Origin of the sequence: Gemmatimonas aurantiaca T-27, from assembly GCF_000010305.1 — a bacterium.
Taxonomy (GTDB): domain Bacteria; phylum Gemmatimonadota; class Gemmatimonadetes; order Gemmatimonadales; family Gemmatimonadaceae; genus Gemmatimonas; species Gemmatimonas aurantiaca.
Map to the genome: position 1 here is coordinate 2,191,404 of NC_012489.1, position 21,415 is coordinate 2,212,818.

General features: G+C 65.3%; 20 protein-coding genes and 1 pseudogene. 1 reads left to right on the forward strand and 20 read right to left on the reverse strand.

What is annotated here, in order from left to right; genetic code table 11:
* Positions 1-162 precede the first annotated feature (162 nt).
* The 9 genes from GAU_RS09610 to GAU_RS20755 all read right to left on the reverse strand — a co-directional run bounded on the left by GAU_RS09610 (position 163) and on the right by GAU_RS20755 (position 7,794).
* On the reverse strand, positions 163-474 hold the full coding sequence (locus GAU_RS09610) for a cell division protein ZapA (protein ID WP_083765559.1): 312 nt from the start codon (positions 472-474) through the stop codon (positions 163-165).
* On the reverse strand, positions 471-911 hold the full coding sequence (locus GAU_RS09615) for a hypothetical protein (RefSeq protein WP_012683362.1): 441 nt from the start codon (positions 909-911) through the stop codon (positions 471-473). The genes GAU_RS09610 and GAU_RS09615 overlap by 4 nt, the downstream gene beginning before the upstream one ends.
* On the reverse strand, positions 901-3,339 hold the full coding sequence (gene pheT, locus GAU_RS09620) for a phenylalanine--tRNA ligase subunit beta (protein WP_012683363.1): 2,439 nt from the start codon (positions 3,337-3,339) through the stop codon (positions 901-903). The genes GAU_RS09615 and pheT overlap by 11 nt, the downstream gene beginning before the upstream one ends.
* Positions 3,336-4,346: a phenylalanine--tRNA ligase subunit alpha gene (gene pheS, locus GAU_RS09625; RefSeq protein ID WP_012683364.1), complete on the reverse strand. Its 1,011-nt coding sequence runs from the start codon at positions 4,344-4,346 to the stop codon at positions 3,336-3,338. The genes pheT and pheS overlap by 4 nt, the downstream gene beginning before the upstream one ends.
* Positions 4,347-4,483: 137 nt before the next feature.
* Complete coding sequence (gene rplT, locus GAU_RS09630) at positions 4,484-4,858, reverse strand: 50S ribosomal protein L20 (RefSeq protein WP_012683365.1); 375 nt, start codon at positions 4,856-4,858, stop codon at positions 4,484-4,486.
* Between the two features lie 12 nt (positions 4,859-4,870).
* On the reverse strand, positions 4,871-5,068 hold the full coding sequence (gene rpmI / locus GAU_RS09635) for a 50S ribosomal protein L35 (RefSeq protein ID WP_012683366.1): 198 nt from the start codon (positions 5,066-5,068) through the stop codon (positions 4,871-4,873).
* An 87-nt stretch (positions 5,069-5,155) separates the two neighbouring features.
* Positions 5,156-5,767, reverse strand: coding sequence for a translation initiation factor IF-3 (infC, locus tag GAU_RS09640; protein WP_331429935.1), 612 nt, complete (start codon positions 5,765-5,767; stop codon positions 5,156-5,158).
* Positions 5,768-5,962: 195 nt separating this feature from the next.
* Positions 5,963-6,844, reverse strand: a complete 882-nt coding sequence (locus GAU_RS09645) for an MBL fold metallo-hydrolase (protein ID WP_012683368.1) — start codon at positions 6,842-6,844, stop codon at positions 5,963-5,965.
* Entirely contained in the window at positions 6,841-7,794 is a 954-nt protein-coding gene (locus GAU_RS20755) for a 3'-5' exonuclease (protein ID WP_052574341.1), read from the reverse strand. The genes GAU_RS09645 and GAU_RS20755 overlap by 4 nt, the downstream gene beginning before the upstream one ends.
* Before the next feature lie 77 nt (positions 7,795-7,871).
* Between GAU_RS20755 and GAU_RS09655 the strand changes: the two are divergent.
* Positions 7,872-8,522, forward strand: a pseudogene (locus GAU_RS09655) (redox-sensing transcriptional repressor Rex); the annotation flags it as partial.
* On the opposite strand, the gene rsmA reads toward GAU_RS09655, so the two are convergent.
* From rsmA to GAU_RS09710, 11 genes are all read right to left on the reverse strand, one after another.
* A complete protein-coding gene (rsmA, locus tag GAU_RS09660) occupies positions 8,507-9,418 on the reverse strand; it encodes a 16S rRNA (adenine(1518)-N(6)/adenine(1519)-N(6))-dimethyltransferase RsmA (RefSeq protein ID WP_012683371.1) in 912 nt (303 codons plus the stop codon). The pseudogene GAU_RS09655 and the gene rsmA sit on opposite strands and share 16 nt — an antisense overlap.
* Before the next feature lie 47 nt (positions 9,419-9,465).
* Positions 9,466-11,169, reverse strand: coding sequence for a PP2C family protein-serine/threonine phosphatase (locus tag GAU_RS09665; protein WP_012683372.1), 1,704 nt, complete (start codon positions 11,167-11,169; stop codon positions 9,466-9,468).
* The gene (locus tag GAU_RS20760; RefSeq protein WP_052574342.1) at positions 11,166-11,687 is read right to left on the reverse strand and encodes an ATP-binding protein; all 522 of its coding nucleotides are present in this window, start codon (positions 11,685-11,687) and stop codon (positions 11,166-11,168) included. Before GAU_RS20760 ends, GAU_RS09665 begins: the two co-directional genes overlap by 4 nt.
* 3 nt (positions 11,688-11,690) lie before the next feature.
* Positions 11,691-12,023, reverse strand: coding sequence for an STAS domain-containing protein (locus GAU_RS09675; protein ID WP_012683374.1), 333 nt, complete (start codon positions 12,021-12,023; stop codon positions 11,691-11,693).
* Positions 12,024-12,048: 25 nt separating this feature from the next.
* Positions 12,049-13,071: a phosphate acyltransferase gene (locus GAU_RS09680; RefSeq protein ID WP_012683375.1), complete on the reverse strand. Its 1,023-nt coding sequence runs from the start codon at positions 13,069-13,071 to the stop codon at positions 12,049-12,051.
* Positions 13,068-13,595 carry a pantetheine-phosphate adenylyltransferase gene (gene coaD / locus GAU_RS09685; protein ID WP_041265426.1) on the reverse strand — a complete coding sequence of 176 codons (528 nt, stop codon included), beginning with the start codon at positions 13,593-13,595 and terminating at the stop codon, positions 13,068-13,070. The genes GAU_RS09680 and coaD overlap by 4 nt, the downstream gene beginning before the upstream one ends.
* A 35-nt stretch (positions 13,596-13,630) precedes the next feature.
* On the reverse strand, positions 13,631-14,152 hold the full coding sequence (gene rsmD, locus GAU_RS09690; RefSeq protein ID WP_012683377.1) for a 16S rRNA (guanine(966)-N(2))-methyltransferase RsmD: 522 nt from the start codon (positions 14,150-14,152) through the stop codon (positions 13,631-13,633).
* 2 nt (positions 14,153-14,154) lie between these two features.
* Positions 14,155-15,948, reverse strand: a complete 1,794-nt coding sequence (gene recJ, locus GAU_RS09695) for a single-stranded-DNA-specific exonuclease RecJ (RefSeq protein WP_070105064.1) — start codon at positions 15,946-15,948, stop codon at positions 14,155-14,157.
* Between the two features lie 125 nt (positions 15,949-16,073).
* The gene (locus tag GAU_RS09700) at positions 16,074-16,793 is read right to left on the reverse strand and encodes a zinc ribbon domain-containing protein (RefSeq protein WP_012683379.1); all 720 of its coding nucleotides are present in this window, start codon (positions 16,791-16,793) and stop codon (positions 16,074-16,076) included.
* A 70-nt stretch (positions 16,794-16,863) separates the two neighbouring features.
* A complete protein-coding gene (dnaG, locus tag GAU_RS09705; RefSeq protein ID WP_052574343.1) occupies positions 16,864-18,825 on the reverse strand; it encodes a DNA primase in 1,962 nt (653 codons plus the stop codon).
* 60 nt (positions 18,826-18,885) lie between these two features.
* Positions 18,886-21,345: an endonuclease MutS2 gene (locus GAU_RS09710; protein WP_012683381.1), complete on the reverse strand. Its 2,460-nt coding sequence runs from the start codon at positions 21,343-21,345 to the stop codon at positions 18,886-18,888.
* Between the last annotated feature and the right edge of the window lie 70 nt (positions 21,346-21,415).

The window sequence follows — 21,415 nt, forward strand, 5'->3', positions numbered from 1 at the left end:
ACCAGCGGGACACGACAATGAGCCCCGACGGCACTTGGGCTGTGCTTGGGGGCTGCTGGCGCGTCCGCGGTCATCAACGGCTGATTTCAGAACGTACGAATCCACGGGGTGCACCGCAACGGTTCCCCGATGGGATTCGTCATGTCCCGTGTTCGGGAATCCCTACGCGGCGCCGACCTCATCGCCGCGCTTGGCGGGCGGCAGGAGCGGCCGAATGTCGGCAGCCAGTTGGCGGAGATCACCGGTGAGGGATTCGCAGGCGTTCCGCTCCTTGAACAGCTCGTCCGTGATCTGGAGTGCCGCCAAAATGGCGGCCTTCTGGGTCTCCATCGTGGAAGACCCAGAGAGAATCGCCCGGATCGTGCGATCGACGTGTTCGGCCACGGCCTTGGTGTGTTCGGCCGAGGCTTCGGTCCGGAGCGAATAGTCATCACCCAGGATGCGCACCTTCACCAGCGCACGTTGGTCCATCATCGCTCAACCCCCTGCCCGATCTGCTGCCGAAGAAACCGGACCCGTTCACCAAGTTGGGTCGTGCGGTCCCGGGCATCGGTAAGCCGAGAGCGCAGTTGTTCGTTTTCACGCGCCAGCTCCTGATCGAAACCCTCGGGTGTGGACCGGGCGGCGATCTCCTCGTACGCCAGCTTGACCCGGCCCAGCTCGCCACGGGCCGTCATGAGCTCGCGACCCAGCCGATCGGATTCCGCACGGGCTTCATCACGAGCCGTGCGCAGGCTTTCCGACTGCCCGCGCAACTCCTGTAGTGCACCGGCGCCCGCTGCCAGTTGCTGCTCGAGCTCCCGCATGCGCTGTTCGGACGACAGCGCACGACGGCGATACGAGGCCAGTTGTTCACTGAGATTGCGGACGAGCGTATCGAGCTCGCGAAAGGCGGCGACGTCAGGACGCACGTGGACGGATACCGAGTTCCTTGTCGAGGACTTCCAGCAGGCGGGCCCGGCGGCCCTCCAGTTCCTTGTCACGGAGCGTGCGTTCGGGATGACGCCACGTCAACCGCCACCCGAGGCTGCGTGTGCCGTCGGGCACACCCGGCCCGCGGAACTCGTCGAACAACGTCACCTGCTCGAGCAGTTCGCCTGCCGTCCGACGCAACACCTCTTGCACCGTGGCCGCTGTCACGGCATCGGGCACCAACAACGCCATATCAAACTCGGCCGCCGGTGTCGTGGGCAGCGGGGCGAAGCGCACGGCACGCGTGGCGCCGGACTCCCGTTCTGCCGGCGTATGGGCGTGCTGGTTGGCGCCGGCGACGTCGTCGGAGGAGACCACACCGAGTGTCACCTCCACGCCCCACGCCTCCGTGGCCCATAGCGGCCGGTCGAGCGGTACAGCGCTCACCTGCCCCACGGTGCCCACGTCGTCCACCACGATCGCCCACTCCAGTGCACCATCGGCCGGCTGCAGCGAGACCGCGCGCCCCGGAAAGGCTGCAGTCGCCACCCGTGCGCCCAGCTCCTTGGCATCCCAGGCATCGAACGCCGGCGGCTCGGGTTCACTGAAATGCGCCGGGCGACGTGCGCCCATCAACAACGCGCCGACGCGCGTTTCTTCGATCGGCAGTCGTCCATCACGTGGCGTGAAGACATTGCCGATCTCGAACAGCCGCAGATTGCCCTGCATGCGCGAGAGGTTGTATTCCGCGCGGCGGGCCAACGTGTCCAGCACCGAAGCACGCAGGAACGGCTCATCGTCGGCCAACGGATTGCGCACCCGTGGCGTGTGCTCGTCACCAGTGGACGTGAAGGGCATCGGGCGGGCCTCGGCCATGCCAATTCCCACCAACACATCACGCACACGTCGCGAGGCCAGATGCAACGGATGATCCGGTGCATTGCCCGGACGGAACGGGCGCAATTCATCGGGCAGTGCGTCAAAGCCCACCAGACGCGCCACCTCTTCGATGAGGTCCACTTCCAGCCCGAGGTCATGACGCCATCCCGGTGCCTGCACCAGCAGCGCGTCGCCCAAGGGCTGCACTACACACCCCAGCGACTCGAGACGACGCACGATCTCGGCGGTGGACACGTCAACACCCAACAGGCGCGCCAGGCGTGACGGACGCAGCGTCACCGCGCCACGCGCCGCAGGTGCCTCACCCACCACCAGCACTTCCGCGACCGTGCCACCAGCCACCTGCGTGATCAATGCGGCGGCACGGCGCGCCACGATTTCCGCGTCCTGCGCATCGACACCACGTTCGAAGCGATAGCTCGCATCGGTGGACAGGGCCACTGCACGACGCACCCGACGCACGAAGCGGGCATCGAACACAGCAAGCTCCAGCAGCACATCGGTCGTGCGCTCGGTGACTTCGGTGTCGAGACCACCCATCACACCGGCAAAACCGATCGGCCGTTCGCCGTCGCAGATCACCGTGGTACCGGCCGCCACGACGCGACTCACCCCATCGAGGGTGGTGAGCGACGTTTCATCGGCCCGCGTGGGACGCACGGTGATGGTGCGATCCTTGAGTGTGCCCAGATCGTAGGCATGCACCGGATGCCCAAGGCCATGCAGCACATAGTTGGTGGCATCCACGACATTGCTGATGCTGCGCAGCCCGATGCTCTCGAGTCGCTGCCGCAGCCATGCCGGGCTGGCCCCCACCTGCACGCCCTGAATCACCACGCCCACAAAACGCGGGCAGCTTTCGGCATCATCCACGATCACGCTGGCGAGCTGGCCACGCGCCGCGGTCTTGCCTTCCACCGCCGCGAGAGTGCTGACGGCCGTCGTGAGCTCCGCCGGAACAGTCGATAGCGGCGTGCCACTGATGGCCGACACTTCGCGCGCCACACCCACGTGCGACAGCAGGTCGGGGCGATTCGGCAACACATCGAGATCGAGGCGCGCATCACCGAGCTTGATGATCTCGAGCAGCGCGGTGCCAGGGGCGGCGTCGGTGTCGAGGGTCAGGATGCCATCGTGTTCCTCACCCAGCCCGAGTTCGCGCGCCGAGCACAACATGCCGTTGGAGGTCTCTCCACGAATCTTGCGCTTCTCGATCTTGAGACCACCGGGCATCACCGTGCCGGTGCGGGCAAACGGATACTTGTGTCCCGCCACGACGTTGGGCGCTCCGCAGACGACTTCCAGCAGTTCACCACTGCCGTCGTCCACCTTGGTGACCCACAGGCGCTCGGAGTTGGGATGACGTCCTGCTTCCACGACCTGCGCCACCACGAAGGCCGACAATTCCGCGCCGAGCGTGGTGATGCCATCGAGCGTGACGCAGTGCCGACTCAACGCTTCGCCAACCTGCTCTGCGCTCAGCGTGTGCGGAACGAACTGCTTGATCCACTCATGCGAAACAATCATCGCGCGAACTGCTCCAGGAAGCGGACGTCGGAATCGTAGAGAACACGAATGTCGTTGATACCGTAGCGCGACATGGCGATGCGCGCCGGGCCCATGCCGAAGGCCCACCCGGTGTACTTCTCGCTATCGAGTCCGGCGGCTTCGATCACGTTGGGATGCACCATGCCGCAGCCGAGGATCTCGACCCAGCGGAGGCCCTTGCCGTCGCCCAGGTCCACCTCGACATCCATCTGCGCGCCGGGTTCAACGAAGGGAAAGTACGATGGCCCGAAGCGCACGCGGCGTGTGGCGCCGTAGAAGCGACGCGCAAATTCGGCGAGCGTTGCCTTGAGGTCGACAAAGCTCACGCCTTCATCCACCGCCAAACCTTCGAGCTGCATGAAGGCTGGTGCGTGCGTCGCATCGAAAAAGTCGCGGCGATACACCTGTCCGGGTGCCAGCACACGGACGGGCGGCGCATAGCGCTGCAGGGTGCGCACCTGCACCGGGGAGGTGTGTGTGCGCAGCAAAGTGTCTTCGCCCAGGTAGAGCGTGTCGTGCAGCTCCATCGCCGGATGATCGGGCGGGAAGTTCAGTGCGCCGAAGTTGTACCACTCCGTTTCGGCTTCCGGTCCGAGCGCGATCGTGAAACCGAGCTCGCGGAAGATCTCGCTGATCTCGTCGATGACCAGCGTGACCGGGTGCAGCGAGCCGCGCCAAATGCCACGTGCGGGCATGGTGGCATCCACCTGCACCACACCGGACGCGGCGGACTGGCGCTGCCCGAACGCGTCGAGCGCAGCCTGGATGGATTGCTTCAGGGTGTTGAAGGCCCCACCCGCTGCGCGACGATCTTCGGCCGGCAGCATGCGCAGGGCGCTCTGCAGCGCGTTCAGGCGATCGTCCTTGAGCGCGTTGAGCTGTCCCTTGGCTACGTCGAGACGGGTAGCCACGTCGAGCCCGGCGAGGAGCGCATGGCATTCCGCTGCCAGTGCGTCAGCCTGTGCGAGATACTCGGAGAGGTTCACAGGAAATTCGGAGACGGGAGCACGAAGGGTCGGCATCCGCAGACGCCGACCCTCGCAACTTAACCACTCACCCACGGCGCCGCGTCTCGCAGCGCGTTACGCCAACACCGTGGTTATGCGTGTGTGTGACTCGTGACTCAGGCTGCAGCGACCTTGGCGTCGAGTGCCTTCTTCGCCTGTTCGGCGATGGCCGCGAACGCTTCGGGCTCACGCACCGCCAGATCGGCGAGGACCTTGCGGTCGACTTCGATGCCGGAGGCATGCAGGCCGTTGATGAACGCGTTGTACGACATGTCGTGCAGGCGGGCCGCGGCGTTGATACGCACGATCCAGAGGCGACGGAAGTCGCGCTTCTTGTTCTTGCGATCGCGGTAGGCATAACGCCAGCCACGCTCGACGGTTTCCTTGGCAGCCTTCCAGAGCTTCGAGCGGCCACCAAAGGCGCCCTTGGCATGCTTGAGAATCTGCTTCTTACGCTTCAGACGAACGACGTTGGATTTGACGCGAGGCATAGTGGATTATCCTCAGGCCACGAGAAGACGCTTGATACGCTTCGCTTCGCCGTTGGTCTCCACGATCGTGGGACGGCGCAGGTCGCGCTTCTTCTTGCCCGACATCTTGGTCAGGATGTGGCTCTTGTACGCCTTCAGGCGCCGCACCTTCCCCGAACCCGTCACGGAGAAGCGCTTCTTGGCGCCGCTGTGGGTCTTCATCTTCGGCATGATTCGCTCATGGCTCTGGTCAACCGCCCCGACGTGAGGCAGCCCTGCATCGGATCACGCGCCACCTCCTGAGTACCTACTCAGGAATCACTTCGGCGCGAGGATCATCGTCATCGATTTTCCTTCCATCGTGGGTGCGCTCTCGATCTTTGCCAGATCGGCCAGCTCCTGGGACACCCGCTCCACCACGATCTTTCCAAGCTCGGGGTGGGCGATCTGTCGGCCACGGAACATGAGCGTCACCTTCACCTTGTTGCCTTCTTCGAGGAACCGACGGGCATGCCGCGTCTTGGTCTCGAAGTCGTGATCGTCGATCCCCGGGCGGTACTTGACCTCCTTGAGATGGATCACGTGCTGCTTCTTCTTCGCGAGTCGCGCCTGCTTGGCCTGTTCGAACTTGAACTTGCCGTAGTCCATGATGCGAACCACGGGAGGCCGAGCCGCCGCCGCCACTTCCACGAGATCGAGGCCCAACTCCACCGCCATGGACAGTGCTGCGTCCACCTCGAGGATGCCTAGCTGACTGCCATCGGCGCCGATCACGCGAACGGGGCTGATCCGGATCTGCCGGTTTACCCGTGGCGGTCGCTTCGTCGAATCCTGAATAGTGCGTACTCCGGTAGAAGAAACAGAAAACGCGGACCCCATGAGTGGAATCCGCGTCGTGACGCACACTGCCACCCACCTGCATGGACGCATGGCGAGGGAGCGCGTTTCGATGGACTCCAGCAGCACACCTCGGAGGTGAACACCTCGTGAGGGCCGAAGGGTGGGAGAGGCGTCGCAGCCACTCCACTTCTCGATTGTCCCGGGCTCTGTGACCCGGATGCCGGACGGACCTGTAAAGAGCCGTATTCCAGCAACAGCAGTAACCTAGGCGATGTCCGCCCGAGGTCAACCCCGCTCGGCCAAGTGATACGACTTGCCGTCGTGCGCCAGTCGGCCAAAGCCCACATGGGCATCGTGCTCGAAGACCAGCAGCCAATCCTCCCGCAGCGCCTCGCCGAGCAGCGCCCGCTTGGATTCGAGCGTGACCAGCGGTTCCACGTCATACCCCATGATCCAGGGGAGGGCCAGATGGTGGCTGGTCGGCACCACGTCCCCCAGGAAACAGGCCGTCTCGCCGCCCGACCGCAGAATCACGCTCTGGTGATGCGGCGTGTGACCCGGCGTCGGCCGCACGGTGATGCCGGAGACGATTTCCCGCTCCCCTTCCACCACCTGGAAGCGGCCATTGGCCACGATGGGTGCCCAGTTGGGAGGGAAGTAGCTGGCCGCCGTGCGCTCGTTGGTGTGCTCCCCGTACGCCTTCTCGCCCGCCTGCACCAGGTAGGTGGCGTTGGCAAACGTCGGCAGCACTTCGCCGGTGGGCGCACGCCAGGTGTTGCCACCGGCATGGTCGAAGTGCAGGTGCGTATTGATCACCAGCTTCACATCGTCGGTCGTGAAGCCCGCCGCCCGGATCCCGTCCTCGAGGGCCGTCCGACCGTCTGCCCCGCTGTTCTCGATGCCGTAGATATCGTGGAACTTCTGGGTCTCTTTGTTGCCCGACCCGGTATCGAGCAGCACCAGGCCGTCATCGTGCTCGATGAGCAGGCAACGCATGCCCATCGGGATGCGATTCTTGTCATCGGCTTCGAGGCGACGCGACCACAGCGTCTTGGGCACGACGCCGAACATGGCGCCCCCGTCGAGTTGCTGGCCACCGGCCTGGATGGCATGAATGCGCCACCGTCCCAGGGTGCGGGTATCGAGCAACGGATGCGGAAAGCTCACGCGATATCGTCCTTGGTCACTGGAAGGGGGAATGCCCGTCGGCGGCGATCGGAGGCCGTACGCGGCCGTGTGCCCACCGGGCCATCCACGAACGCCTGCAACGCCGTCCACGATTCAACGCCGTGTTCCGACGCGATGTTGAGCATGCGGCAGAGCGCGTGTGCGGTGGCCAGTGCGTCCCCAGCCGCCCGATGTCGCGCAGCAATCTCGATACCGAAGTAGCGCGTGACGTGATCGAGCGAACGCCGCGAAAGCTGTGGCAACGCCGCCCGCGCAAACCGCACGGTGCACAGACGGGGCCCCGACAACTCCTGCCCGCTGCCCCGTCGCACTTCTTCGCTCACGAATCGCCAGTCGAATGGCGCGTTGTGTGCCACAAAAATCGAACCGCGCAGTCGATCGAGCACGTTGCTCGTGATCTCGCGGAAGGTCGGCTGGTCGCGCACCATGTCCCACGTGATGTGGGTCAGTGACGTGATGTACGGCGGGATCGGCCGCTCGGGATTCACGAGCTGCGAGTACACCTCACCCACCTGCCCGCCCTGCACCTGCACGATGGCGATTTCGGTGATGCGGTCCCCTCCGGCCGCGCGCGTGCCGGTGGTCTCGACGTCAACCACCGCAAACGGCAGATCGAGCAATCGGGGCGACTGGCCGGCCGATTCGGCGACCCTGGCCGAACCCGCGACGCGCGCAGTCGACGGCGCAGTCTGGTGTCCTGCCGGGTAGGCAACGGCCTGCAGTGTCCAATGACCGGTCGGCAACCGCAGAAACTCCGGATGACTACCCAGTAGTGCGGCCGCCATACGTTCGGCCGCATCCGCCTGCAGGCGCTCCACCTGGCAGACATCGCGCATGAGCGTAACGGCGTCGAGCGGCCCTTCGGCGAGGCGACGTGCGGCCCGGGCGGAGAGTGTCGTGGGCCGAGGCGAGACTGATGTACCGATCACGTCCGGAAGTTAGTGAGCCGCTGGTGAATTGCTGTGCGCGTGCCTAGCTTTGTGAAGATTTTCACAAGCACCAGAGCGCCGCCGTGAAACGTATCGCCGACTCCACTGTCCGACGCCTGTCGATGTACCTCCGCTATCTGGAGGACCTCGACACCCGCGGCCAGCAAACTGCCTCCAGTGATGAACTGGCCCATCTGTGCGGCACCACGCCGGCACAGGTCCGAAAGGATCTTTCCTTCTTCGGATCCTTTGGCAAACGCGGACTCGGCTACCCCGTCCATGAGCTGACGGCCCACTTGCGCGAGATTCTCGGACTGCAGCGCGAGTGGAAGGTCATTATTGTCGGGGCCGGCAAGATCGGTGCGGCGCTGGCAAACTATCGCGGGTTCCGCCAGCGTGGGTTCACCGTCGTGGGCGTGTACGACCACGATCCTGCCAAAGTTGGCAAGGCATGGGGCGACGCCACCATCCGGTCGATGGATACGCTGGCCCAGGATATCCAGCGTGAGGAAGCGCCCATCGCGGTGCTCGCCATCCCGGCCGAAAACGCCCAGGCCGTCGTGGATCAGATCGTCGCCGCCGGCATCCGCGCGATCCTGAACTTCGCGCCGACCCAGATCTCCGTGCCTCCGCACGTCTCGCTCAAGTCGGTGAACATGGCCATGGAACTGGAAGGCCTGTCATTCGCCCTGACCAACGCCGGCCTGCTCGATCAGGGCGCGGCCTGATCGGGATCCACGACGTCGGTCGCCGTCGGTTCTGACAGCCCCTCCGCCCGCAACGCCCGCACGAGTTTCGCGAACTCGGCGGGCGTCAGTGTTTCCGGACGTGCCTCCGGCGACAACCCACACGCCGCGATCACTGCCCCGGCGCGCTCGGCGTCAAACGAAGCGATGGTCCGCACCACCCGGATCAACTGTTTGCGCCGAAGACCAAAGGCGGCCAGCACGAAGCTGCGGAAACGGGCTTCGAGCTCCGGCTCCACGACGGCATCGGGCCGCGGCACGACCCGCACCACGGCGGAATCGACGGCGGGCGCCGGGTTGAACGCGCTGGGCGGCACTTTGCGAATCAGTTCCACGCCCACCACGGCCTGGAGATTCACACTCAGCGCGCCATAGATCTTGTCGCCCGGCGGCGCGGCCATGCGATCGGCCACTTCTTTCTGCACGAGATACACCGCCACATCGGGACGTGGCTGGACGAGCGCGTGAAAGATGATCGGCGTGGTGATGTAATACGGCACATTGCCCGCCAGCACATACGGCTCCCCAGCGAGTGCGGCGAGATTGGTTTGCAGCACGTCGGCTTCCACGATCTCGACATGGGGCCGGTCGGCATACCGTGCGCGCAAATGTGCGGCGAGATCGCGGTCGATCTCGATCGCGATCACGCGCCTGGCGCGCTCCACCAACAGATCGGTGAGTGCGCCGCGGCCCGGGCCGATCTCGATGACGGTGCGATCGCGTACATCACCCAGGGCGTCCGCGATGCTGCTGAGAACCCGGGTGTCCTTGAGGAAATGTTGACCGAAACGCTTGCGTGGTGCTGGCAAACGATCGCCGCGTGGTGGGCCGCCACGTCGAAAGCGGGATGCGCCTCCATTCCCATCTGGACGCGACACGCCTTCCCCTCCACGTGATGAGCCTCCACCCTGCCCGCGACCTGGTTTCATATCGATGACTCTCCGGGATTCACCGCGGACGGGACCATACGGTCGACGACGACCACCGTGCAGTCATCGCGAAGTGGTGCACGTCCGGTGTGGGCGTTGAGTCGCCCGTAGATGGCATCCAGAATGGTGTCCGGCGTATCCGTGGGGGAGGTGTGCGTGAGCCATTGCAGGACTTCCGCTTCCCCGATGCGGCGGCCGGCGGGATCACGGGCGTCAATCACGCCGTCGGTCAGGAAGACGAGACGGTCATCGGCGCGCCAGCTCATGACACACTCTTCGATCGGCGCGTCACTGAAGCCAATGGGCGGCGCCACGGCCCCAAGCCGTGTGGCGTGTCCATCGCTCGACAGCTTGAAGGCATGCGGATGTCCGGCGTTGGCAAACCGTAGCTCGTTGGCGCGGCTGTCGATCACGGCGTAACACATGCTGATCGACATTTCGGTGGACATGAGTTCTTCGCGCAGCGAGCGCTGCACCGCTTCGATGGCGATGGACGGATCGAACGCGGCCTGCACATGAATGGCGGCCGCGCTGAGGGCCAAGGCCATGACCAGCGCCGATTGATACCCGTGCCCGGACACATCGCCGATCAGCACACCGGTGCGATCCTGGTCCAGTCGGGCCAACAGATAGAAATCCCCACCTACACTTTCGGCCGGAACGACGCGCGCGGCTGCGCGTGCTTCCGGCTGCACCACCTGTGGGCTCGGCAACAACTTGAGCTGAAGTTCGTGAGCCAGTCGCATTTCGCGGGCCAACTGCTGACGCTCCACGGCAGCCCGCACCAACGAGGCGTTGTGCATGGCCACGCCGACCTGCGTCCCAATCGCCACGGCCAACTTGCGATCACCGCCGGAGAACGGCGCACCGCCCGGTCGTCCGGCCAGCACCAACACACCCAGCGGAACGGCAATGCCTTCTGCGCCGCGCCGCGTCGGGACCGGGAAGGTGCCCGTGATGCCCACGCCGGAACTGGGGCGCGTGATGGCAACGGCCATCAGCGGTGCGGCGCGGGCGGCCAGGATCGGGTCGGCCAGCGATGCCGCGTTCCCGTCCTCGGTGCAGGCGCTGCCCGCATGATAGGCACGCACGGCAATATGGGTCGCCTGCTCGAGCGACACGGGCTCGTAGGCATCGTCGGCGAGCCCCAGCGAAGCAATGGGCGCCAATGTCCCCTGTGCCCGGTTGGTCTGCAGAAACACGGCCCGCGTGGCGCCCAGTGTCGCCGCCAGCTCGGCCAGCAGCGTATCGGCCACGCTTTCCACCGAGGTCGTGCCTCCCAGCAGCTCCCCGATGGCATACAGGAGATTGATCTCCTCGTAACGCTCGGCGAGTTCGCGGGTGGCTCCATCGCGCTCACGCGTGATGCGACGGACCAGTGGCAGCAGGCGCCCCAGCAGTCGATCGACGTCGGCCGCAGGGCCTCCCACGGCGACAGGTTCCTGCACGGCCTCGCCGGCTTCGACGAACAGCCAGCCCACACTGTCGCCGGTGTTCACGAGCTGCGCGTGCAAGTGATGCGAACGGGCCCAGGATGCCACATCCCAAGCCTGCGCGCAGGAGGTAGTGCGTTCGGCAAAGACACTCGATGACGCGCCCAGCAACGTGGGCACGACCGAGCCTTCACGCCGTTCCCAGATGGCCGCCTGGCGCCCAGTGGCCTCGAGAAACGCGGCCAGAAGGGCGGCGACCTCGTTCATGCGCGATACAGCACGAGACGGAGACGATGACCACACTGGCCATCGCGGCGGGCGTTTTCGATGTGATCCATCAGACTCCGCATCAGAAACACACCGCGACCATGTTCACGCTCGAGCCAGTCGGCATCATCCGGCGACTGTTGCAACTGCTGCAAATCGAATCCGTTGCCTTCGTCGCACACATCGATCACGAGGCGCTGATCGTCGACCTCGACAGTGATCTCCACCTGGCGCGACGCGTCGCTCGCATTGCCCCGCAGGATGGCGTTGGCCACCGCTTCGGTGACGGCCACCGGGACATTCAACCCGCATTGTTTGGACGAAAACCCCGCGTCGCGGCAGAGGGTGACAATGTCCTCGACCACCGGCGGAATCACCGTCAGTTCGGACGACAGCACCCAACACCGCGACATGTGTTTCACCGGGTCGCAATCGGGATGAGCCGACACGAACGGCGTGAGCACTGGCGCACCGTCATCGGTGCGAAGGTGGACGGCCGGTGCAAGACGACTGGCCACCTATCAGCGCGATGCGAGGGCATCAGCACGCGACGCAAAAAGCGGGAACAGGGCGTCGAGGCGCGTGAGTTCGAACAGCGTGCGCAGGTCATCGTTGAGCCCGACCAGGCGCAAATCGCCATTCACATCCCGCAGACGGCGACTCAGCGAGACGAGCGCACCCAGCCCCGAGCTGTCGATGTAGCCGGTGTGCGTGAAATCGACGATGACGATTCGCACGCCCTGATCCGCGGCGTCCAGGATCGCCTGCTTGAACTCCTGGCGATTGGTCACGATCAGCTGGCCGTCGACCGCCACCGTCAGCACATCTTCTGCGCGGTCCAGTGTGAAGCTCATAATCGTGCTCGCGAACTGAGAGGGATCAGAGAGCAGCGCCAGCGGCCTGCAGGGCCGTGATCGCTGCAACATGGACAATGTCGTCTGCCGTGGCCCCCCGGGACAAGTCACTGCAGGGCTTCGCCAGCCCCTGCAGGATGGGTCCGATGGCGGTGCCACCGGCCAGCCGCTGGGTGAGCTTGTAGGCGATATTCCCGGCGTCGAGGCACGGGAACACCAGCACGTTGGCCACACCGCCCGCGGCCTCACCAGGCGCCTTGCGCCGGGCAATCTCCCCGATGAGCGCGGCGTCCACCTGCAGCTCGCCCGACACCACCAGCGACGGCGCCGCCTGCCGCACCAGCGCCACGGCTTCACGCACTTTGCTGACCGACGGCCCGTCCGCGCTGCCCATGGTGCTGTAGGACAGAAACGCCACCCGGGGTTCGTCGCCCACGATGCGTCGCCGATCGGCCGCCGCCGAGAGCGCGATATCGGCCAGTTGCCGGGCGCTCGGGTCGGGGATGACCGCGCAGTCGGTATAGGTCAGCACCTCCCCTTCCCCACTGCGAAACGGCGGCACGATGAGATAGAACGAGGACGACACATTCCGCACGCCACTGGCGGCGCCGATGGTCCAGAGCGCGGCACGGAGCACGTCGGCGGTGGTGTGCACCGCACCGGCCACACACCCGTCGGCCTCGCCCAACGCGACCAACGAATCGGCGAAATAGAGTGGGTCCCTCGCCAGACGCTCGGCGTCTTCCCGGGCCAACCCCTTGTCGCCGCGGCGTGCCAGCAGGTGGGCCACCACGCGTTCGTGACGCGGATCGGTGAGCGGATCGAGGACCACCCCTGCCGTGGGCGTGACACCGGTCGAGGCATCGCTGCGCCGCACGAGCACTGGCACCACCGACTTTCGCTTCTGCAGGGCGATGACCGCCTGCACCGTTCGAATGTCGGTGGCTTCGGGAAACAGGATGGTGCGGGGCTTGGCCGCGGCACGCTCGTGCAAGGACTGCAGAAACGCCGCGGCGGCATCCGACGCGCCCTGGCCGGCGGCGTTCATGCGTCACCCCGCTGCAGCGCGGCAAAACGTTCCCGCATCGCGTCGGCCACCAGCGGATGCACCAACCCGGTCACATCACCACCGAAGCGCGCGACCTCGCGCACCATGCTGGAGCTGATGTACGTGGTGTCGAGCGACGGCGTCATGAAGATCGTTTCCAGATCGGGGTACAGGTGGCGATTCATGAGCGCGATCTGGAATTCGTACTCGAAATCACTGACGGCCCGGAGTCCGCGCACATTGACCCGCGCACCGACTTCGCGGGCAAAATCCACGAGCAGCCCGCTGAACGAGCGGATTTCGATGCGTGGATCATCCGCCATCACTTCACGAATGAAGTGCATCCGCTCATCCACGGAAAAGAGCGGCTGCTTGTTGACGTTGTTGGCCACCGCGACGATCAGGCGATCGGCAAATGTCAGCGTGCGCTTGATGAGATCATCGTGCCCATGCGTGATCGGATCGAACGAACCGGCATACAGCGCCAGCAACGGTTCACGGCCTTCGGATGCCGAAGGGGGCATGGGGGCAGCAGATGGCAGTCGGGAAGCAGGCGACATCACGAAAGGGCACGAAAGAAGGTCAACGCCGTGGTTCCATACCGGCGTGTCTCACCGATGGCTGGCATCACCACAGTGGAAGAATGTTCCACTGCAAAGACCGAGGCAAACGGGACGGCGATCCACAACTCGGCGAGCTGCAGCGCTACATCGGATGCGTAGGGCGGATCGGCGAACGCCACGTCATAGCGCCCCGCCTCGAGACCGGCAACGAACCGCACCGCTTCGTCCCGATGCACCTGGGCGCCGGGATGACCGCCGACCAACGCGAGGTTCTCCTGCAACACGCGCAACACTTTGGGCGACTGCTCCACGAAGTCACACTCCGCCGCACCACGCGACAGGCTTTCCAGACCCAGTGCACCGCTGCCGGCACACAGGTCGAGCACGCGCGCGTCAGGCAGCAAGGGGTGCACGATACTCATCCACGCCTCGCGCACGCGATCGCCGGTAGGACGTACGGCGTCCCCCGGCGGAGCGCTGATGCGGCGTCCCTTCCAGCGACCGGCAATGATGCGCATCGTCATGCTCCCGTGGTATGAAACGTCGGCGCCTGGGCGTTCGCCGCGGTGTCACCGCCGACACGCACGTCGGTCAGCTTGAGCTGCAAACGGGATACGCCGCGGTACTCGTCACGTTCCAGGCGAAACGCCATGTCATAGGCCTGCGACACATCCAGGCGCGGCATGCGCGCTGCCAAACCCCAACCGATGCCTTCCAAGGTCCCGCCCGTAGTGTCCACACTGATGCGCAGGCCATCGGTCCCCACACGACGGGTCGGGGCAGCCAGGCGCACGCCATCGGCGCGAAAGGTCGGTGACGGATTGCCAATGCCAAAGGGCTCGAAGTGCCGCACCAGCTTTTCGAGCTCCTCGCCGACGGCATGAATCGAGACGTCGAGATCCACACGCAACTCCGGTACGAGGTCGTCGGCCGAGAGCTGTGCACGGGCCACGGCATCGAAGCGCTCCGCGAACGCCGGAAGTTGCGCAGCGTCCATGGTGAGACCGGCGGCGGCACGATGGCCACCATAGCGCTGGAAGAGATCCGCACAGGCCCCGAGACCGGCGTGCAGATCGAATGCACTGATGGAACGCCCGGACCCTTTGCCGACACCGTCCTCGACAGCCACGAGCACCGCCGGCCGTGCCGTATGCTCCACGATGCGCGAGGCCACGATGCCGATCACGCCGGCGTGCCACCCTTCCCGCGACAGCACAAATCCCACCTGGTCGCGCATCGCGGGCGACTCCACCTGACGCATCGCATCGTCGAGGACCGTGCGATCGAGCTCCTGGCGGGCCCGGTTGAGCTCCTCGAGCTCCCGCGCGATCACATTGGCTTCGTCCTCACGCTCGGCCAGCAACAACTGCAACCCCAGACGAGCATCGGCGATACGCCCCGCCGCATTCAGGCGCGGAGCCAGCACGAAGCCGACACGACCGGCCGTCAGCGGCTTGGCATCGAGTCCAGAGGAACGCATCAGTGCTCGCAGTCCAGGGTGCGTCGTCTCGGCCAAGAGCTTGAGCCCATACCGCACGAACACCCGGTTCTCACCGCGCAGCGGCGCCACATCGGCAATCGTGGCCAGGGCCACGAGATCGAGCTGCCGATGCGCGATGTTTGGTGACACCGCAAAGACTTCGCACAGCGCGAGGGCCAGTTTGTACGCCACTCCAACCGCCGCAAGATCCTTGTCGGCCGACTGGCAGGCCGGATGGCGCGGATTGCACACCGCAAACGCCGGAGGCATGCCGTGCCCCGGCAAATGGTGATCGGTGACGATCACGTCGATGCCGGCGGTCATGAGCTCTGCGACCGCGGCGTGCGCACTTGTGCCACAGTCGCAGGTGATCACCAGGCGTGCACCGGCGGCTTGTGCGGCACGGACGCCGGCCGGTCCGAGATCGTAGCCATCGGTGAGACGATTCGGGACGAACGGGACCACATGATGGGCACCCAGATCCCGCAGGACACGCGTCAACAGTGCGGTGGAGGACATCCCGTCCACGTCATAGTCACCGTGCACGAAGATGGTTTCTTGGGATCGCACCGCTTCGGCGATACGGGTCACGGCCCGTTCAGCATCGTGCAAGCGCCATGGGCTTTCGATGTGCTCGAGACGAGGCCGCAGGAATCGCTTGGCGGCATCCACATCGGCATATCCGCGATTGACCAGCAGTCGGCACACGGACTCGGGCAACAACAATGCGCTGCAGAGTTGCGCGACGGCCTCGTGTGCGGGCTGGGGTGCGGTCACCCACCGCGCATCGGGGCGGAGCGTCTGGCGTGGAGTGGGGCGGCTGCTGGTCGTCACAGCCACAATCTACGAACCACCGCTGGTCGACGGCACCCGAAACGCCGCAGTCATCACCTCCACAACGCAAGAATGGGCCCGCCGATGATCTGCGGACCCATTCGCTGGACGTACACGCGCGCCGATCAGGCTTCCGGCGCGGGGCGGTAGTACAGCAGCACGCCACACCCTTCGCACGGCTCGATGCATGTGCCGGTGGCCATGGCCAGTCGACGCTGCGTGGGAATGGCCGTGTCGCAAGCGCCGCACGAATAGTCACCACGCAGTGCATGCAGCACGGTCGTACGCCGTCGTGAACTGAGGCGGTCATACTGCGACAACAGATTCCGGCTCACCCCTTCTGCAGACACCATACGCCGAGCGCGCACGGTGTTCAGTTCGCCCTCGATGGCGGCTTTCTCCGCGCTGATGGACGCACGGACCACCTCGAGTTCTGCCGTGAGCCGTTCCACTTCGTCCCGATGGGCCAACACGGCCGTGCGCACATCGGAGACGCGCCTGGACGCGGTGAGCAGTTCACTCTCCTCCTCTGCCACGGCCTTCTTGGCGGCTTCCACCTGTGCCGCAGCCGCTGTGGCTTCCTTGAGCTTCTGCGCGCCATCGAGTACGGCGCTGTTCTTCTCCAACCGCGCCCGATGATCTGCGAGTTTTCCCTCGCAGTTCCGAAGGCGGAGGGTCTCGCGTTCGAGCCCGGTCTCATTTCGCGTGACCTCGGCCGCCGCTTGCCGACGCGACGCCTCGAGGGCGTTGTAGCGCGGCAGGAGTGCCTCCAGCCGTGCTTCAATCGCTCGAATCACCTCGTCGTCCTGCTGCACCGTGAGCAACGCCTGCAATTCCGGATTCACCGCGCCTCCAGCAGAGAGCTTCTTGGGGATGCGACGTCACGAGTGCAAGAGCTGCACCGCGTGCGCCACCCTACCTTCTCGGTTTAGTGCGTGGACTGCGGATCGGCAAGAGCCGCCGCAGTTCCGTTTCCAGCTCCAGCCGCTCTCGCATGAGCGTGTCCTTCTCGGTCCGATCATCCGTGCGACGCATCGCTTCGAGAATCGCATCGACACGATCTTCGAGAATGCGCGCGTCGAGCCTGCTCAGACTGAGTGTGATATCCGCCGCCTCCGCGTCGAAGGGGCTGCCTTCCGTGAGCTCACGCAGCACACGCAGTGCATCGGGTGAGAGATGTGATGCAATCTGCTCTATGTCACAGTCAAATGGTGCATCGAGCAGCACTCCGAAGAGTTCACTGCACGCATCGCTGCGAAAACTTTCCGGAGGATGACGCTCTGCGACGCGCTCCGCGACGCCGCGATCAAACAACATCGCGCGCACCAGAGCACGTTCCACCGGCTCGTCACTGCGCGGACGCGGAGGAATGGCGGTCACCTTCCACTCCGGCCCCTGTTTGCCACGACGACCCTTCCACGGTGTCCGGGCCGCCTTGTCAGAGGCCGGCTCAGGCAGCGCGACACCACCCTGCTCTTCACCTACATCAAACGGCGGGCCCTGTCCCTCGTGCGGAGGTGCGCCAAAATCCGTCGGCGGTCCGGCCTGCTGTGGAGATTGTCGCACCAACGCGGTGGAGCGCCGCCGTTCTGCTTCTGCCTGCGCCTCCGCTTCAGCCGCGATCGCCGCTTTGTCGAGGCGCGTGACGTCAGCCAACCGCGCCACGTAGAGATCGCGTGTGAGAGGATCGGCTGCGGCCCGAATGGTCGGCAGCAACTTGTCCACCGCACGACGGCTGCGACGCAGATCGCTGAACCAACCGCGACGCTCGAGCAACTGCACCTGTCGGTCGAAGACATCGATCGCCTGCGCGAGCTGCGTTTCCATGGCCGACCGGCCCTGGACACGCACGTACGAATCGGGATCCTCTCCATCAGGCAATGTCACCACACGAACAGCGGCTTTCTCCCGCAGCAGTTCCATGCCTGAACGAAAGGTAGCCTTCTGTCCGGCTTCGTCGCTGTCATAGAGCAGAAAAATTTCCGACGCGTAGCGCACGAGCAGCTTGGCCTGCTCTTCGGTCAGTGCCGTGCCGAGTGGCGCAACCACTTCTTCGATACCGGCCAGGGCCAGACGGATCGCATCGAGATACCCTTCCACCACGATGGCGCGCTCAGTGCGGCGCATGGCCTGCTTGGCGGTATGCAGCCCGTACAACGTCCGACGCTTCTGAAAGACCGGAGATTCGGGGCTGTTGAGGTACTTGGGTTGATCGTCACCCATTGCTCGGCCACCAAAGCCTACGGGGCGACCAAGTTCATCGTGGATGGGGAACATCACGCGTCCACGGAACCGGACCCGCGGCTCCGTGTCTCCGTCGCGCAAGCCGAGCAGCCCCGCCTCCAGCAGCCGGGCGTCGTCGTGTCCGAGCGAATGCAGGTACCGTCGCAAAGCCTGCGCATCACGCGGCGCGAAGCCGAGTCCGAAGCGTTGCCATGCCCCGCTGTCCAGTCCGCGCTGCGTCAGATACGCACGGGCATCGCGTCCGATCTGCTCGTCGGACAATTGCTGTTGGAACCACTCGGCGGCGGCGGCCAGCGCTTCATGGTTCGGCGCATTCGGATCCTGAACCTGGGCGCGTCGTGGGGTGTCGATCACCTCGATACCGACCTTCTCTCCCACGTACTTCACCGCCGCCGGCCAATCCAGTCCGAGTCGCTTGCGTACGAACGTGAACACATCACCGCTTTCATGGCACACGAAGCAGTGATAGCTGCCGTGCGAAGGCGAGACCGAAAAATTTGGGTTTTTGCCCTGATGAAAAGGGCACGGCCCGCGCCACGTGCCGCCCGAACGTCGCAGCGGCACGAACTCACTGACGATCTCCACGATATCCGCCGCCGATCGGACCTGCTCGACCAATTCGTCGGCAATCATGCGTGCGCGCACTCACGTGGATACCGCACGAAGGAGGACATTGAACGAATCAACGCTCCTTCAGGCCAGTTCGGCAACTGTGACGCCGGCGCCGCCCTCGTTCCATGCGCCCAGACGGAATCCGGTCACCCGCGTGTCCTTCTTCAGCATCTCGCTGACCCGCGAACGCAGCGCTCCAGTCCCCTTGCCGTGGATGATGCGCAGTTCCCGCAGATCATTGCGCACCGCCGCATCGAGGGCCTGGAGAACCTGGTCATCGACCTCGTCCACACGCAGCCCCCGCACATCCACCTCACGGACCGGTTCCACCTCGGGCACATCGCCCAGGATGGGCGTGCGATACATCGACACAGGCGCCGCGGCCGAGCGGGTGAGTGTGCGCAATGGCACGGTCACGGTGAGCGACCCCACGGCCACACGGGCATCCTGGCCTCGTACGGACACGATGCGTCCCTGTTTGCCGTCGAGCGTGCTCACGATCACGTGATCGCCTTCGCCAAGCGGCGCCACGGCCCCGCGTTCCGGACGCAGCGTGCGCCCCAGCGACGGATTGGCGGCTGCCGCGGCGGCGCCGCGTTTGGCGTCCACACGCGCACGATCACGCTCTCCGCGCAAGCCGACGTAGGCAACGGCCTCTCCTTGTTCGGCCGCCGCCTCTTCGATGGAGCGACGGGCTGCCCGTGCGGTCTCCTCGAAGGCCTCGCCTTCCACCTGCGCCTGTCGCTTCACATCGGCGATGGCTCGCTCGACCTGTCCACGGGCCTCGAGCAGAAAACGCCGAGCCTCCTGGCGTGCGGAACGCTCCGCCTCGCGCTCGCGTTCACGCACCTTGAGTTCACGATCACCCACTGTTGCCAGCCGTGCGCGCAGCTTCTCCTGATCGATCTCCATGAGCCGCTCACGATCGGCCAGCAGCGCTTCACGCGCTTCGACGTCGGCCAACAACACCGCCATATCGCGTTCGCCGCTGGGCAGCCGCTCTTCGGCGCGCTGAATGACCGCTTCGTCGATCTGCAGCCGGCGCGCGATGCTCAAACCGTAGCTGCGACCCGGTACGCCCTTGAGCAGCCGATACGTGGGCGCGAGTTGCACGGCGTCGAATTGCAGTGAGGCATTCACCACGCCCTCGACATCGGTGGCCAACAACTTGAGTTGCCCAAGGTGTGTGGTCGCCAGCGTGAGCGTACCACGTCGCGTCAGCGTTTCGAGAATGGCTCCACCCAGTGCCGCGCCTTCGGCCGGGTCCGTGCCCGATCCGAGTTCGTCGATCAGCACCAGTGATGACGTCGTGGCCGAACGGAGAATCTCTCCGAGATTCTTGAGGTGCGCACTGAAGGTGGACAGACTCGCTTCGATGCTCTGCTCGTCGCCGACATCGGCATAGAGATCGTCGAAGACGGCGAGCTGGCTGGTTTCCCCCAGGGGCGCTGGCACACCGCACTGCGCCATCATGCTGATCAACCCAATGGCTTTGAGCAGCACGGTTTTACCGCCGGTGTTCGGACCTGACACCAGCATCGTGCGTTCCCCCGCATGCAGGGTCAGGTCGAACGGCACCACCGCTCCACCGCTGGCGAGCAGCAGGGGATGACGGCCATCCACGATGCGGAAGCCCGCTGACGGTTCGCCGAACGTGACCGGCGCGCACTGCGCTTCGATCGCGTAACGCGCACGGGCATACAGTGAGTCGAGTGCCACCAGCGCGTCGTAGGCCCCGCCGATGGCATCGTGATACGGACGGATCTCATCGGTGAGCGCGCGCAGTACCCGCTCCACCTCGCGCTGCTCTTCGATCTCGAGTTCGCGCACGCGATTGCCGAACTCCACGGCCGCCGGTGGCTCCACGTAGATGGTGGCGCCGGTACCGGAGCTGTCGTGGACGATGCCGCCCACATACCCACGTGCTTCGCGGCGCATGGGCATCACCCATCGTCCGTTGCGCATGGTGACCGACAGGTCGCTGACCTGATGATGGGCCTCGAGCTTGCCCATCTCGCGCTCGAGCAATCGCACGAGTTGCCCTTCGGTCTCGCGCAGGTCACGTCGCACTTTGCGCAACGTCGGTGACGCATCGTCGCGCACGGTTCCATCGTCGCCAATGGCGCGTTCGATGGCCTGTTCGCGCGGCTCGAGGTCGACGAGGGCCTCGGCATATCGGACCAGGTACGCGAGCATGATGGCCGGCCGCCGCGGATCACGCAGCGTGGCACGGGTGCGGCGGGACGAACGCAGCAGTGTGGCGCCCTGCAGCAATTCGAGCGCGGTCCACGACAGCCCTTCGATGCGCAGGCGCCGCAGCGGTTCCCCAATGTCCGGGATCGGTTCGGTGGGCCACCCCAATTCCGAGGCGACCAGGGCACGCACGGCGCGTACGCGGGCGTGCTCGGCTTCGATCCACTCCCGATCGGTGCGTGGGGTCAGCGCGCGGACAGCGGCCGCGCCAGGGGCCGACGTGGCCCGTCCCGCCACATGTGCGAGGAGGCGGGAAAACTCGAGAATGCCGAGGGCGTGCGCGTTCATGAAGACCTGCCGAACTGCAGCACCGGGTGCTGCGAAGGGAGAGACACGGATATGGCGGTGGGCACCACGA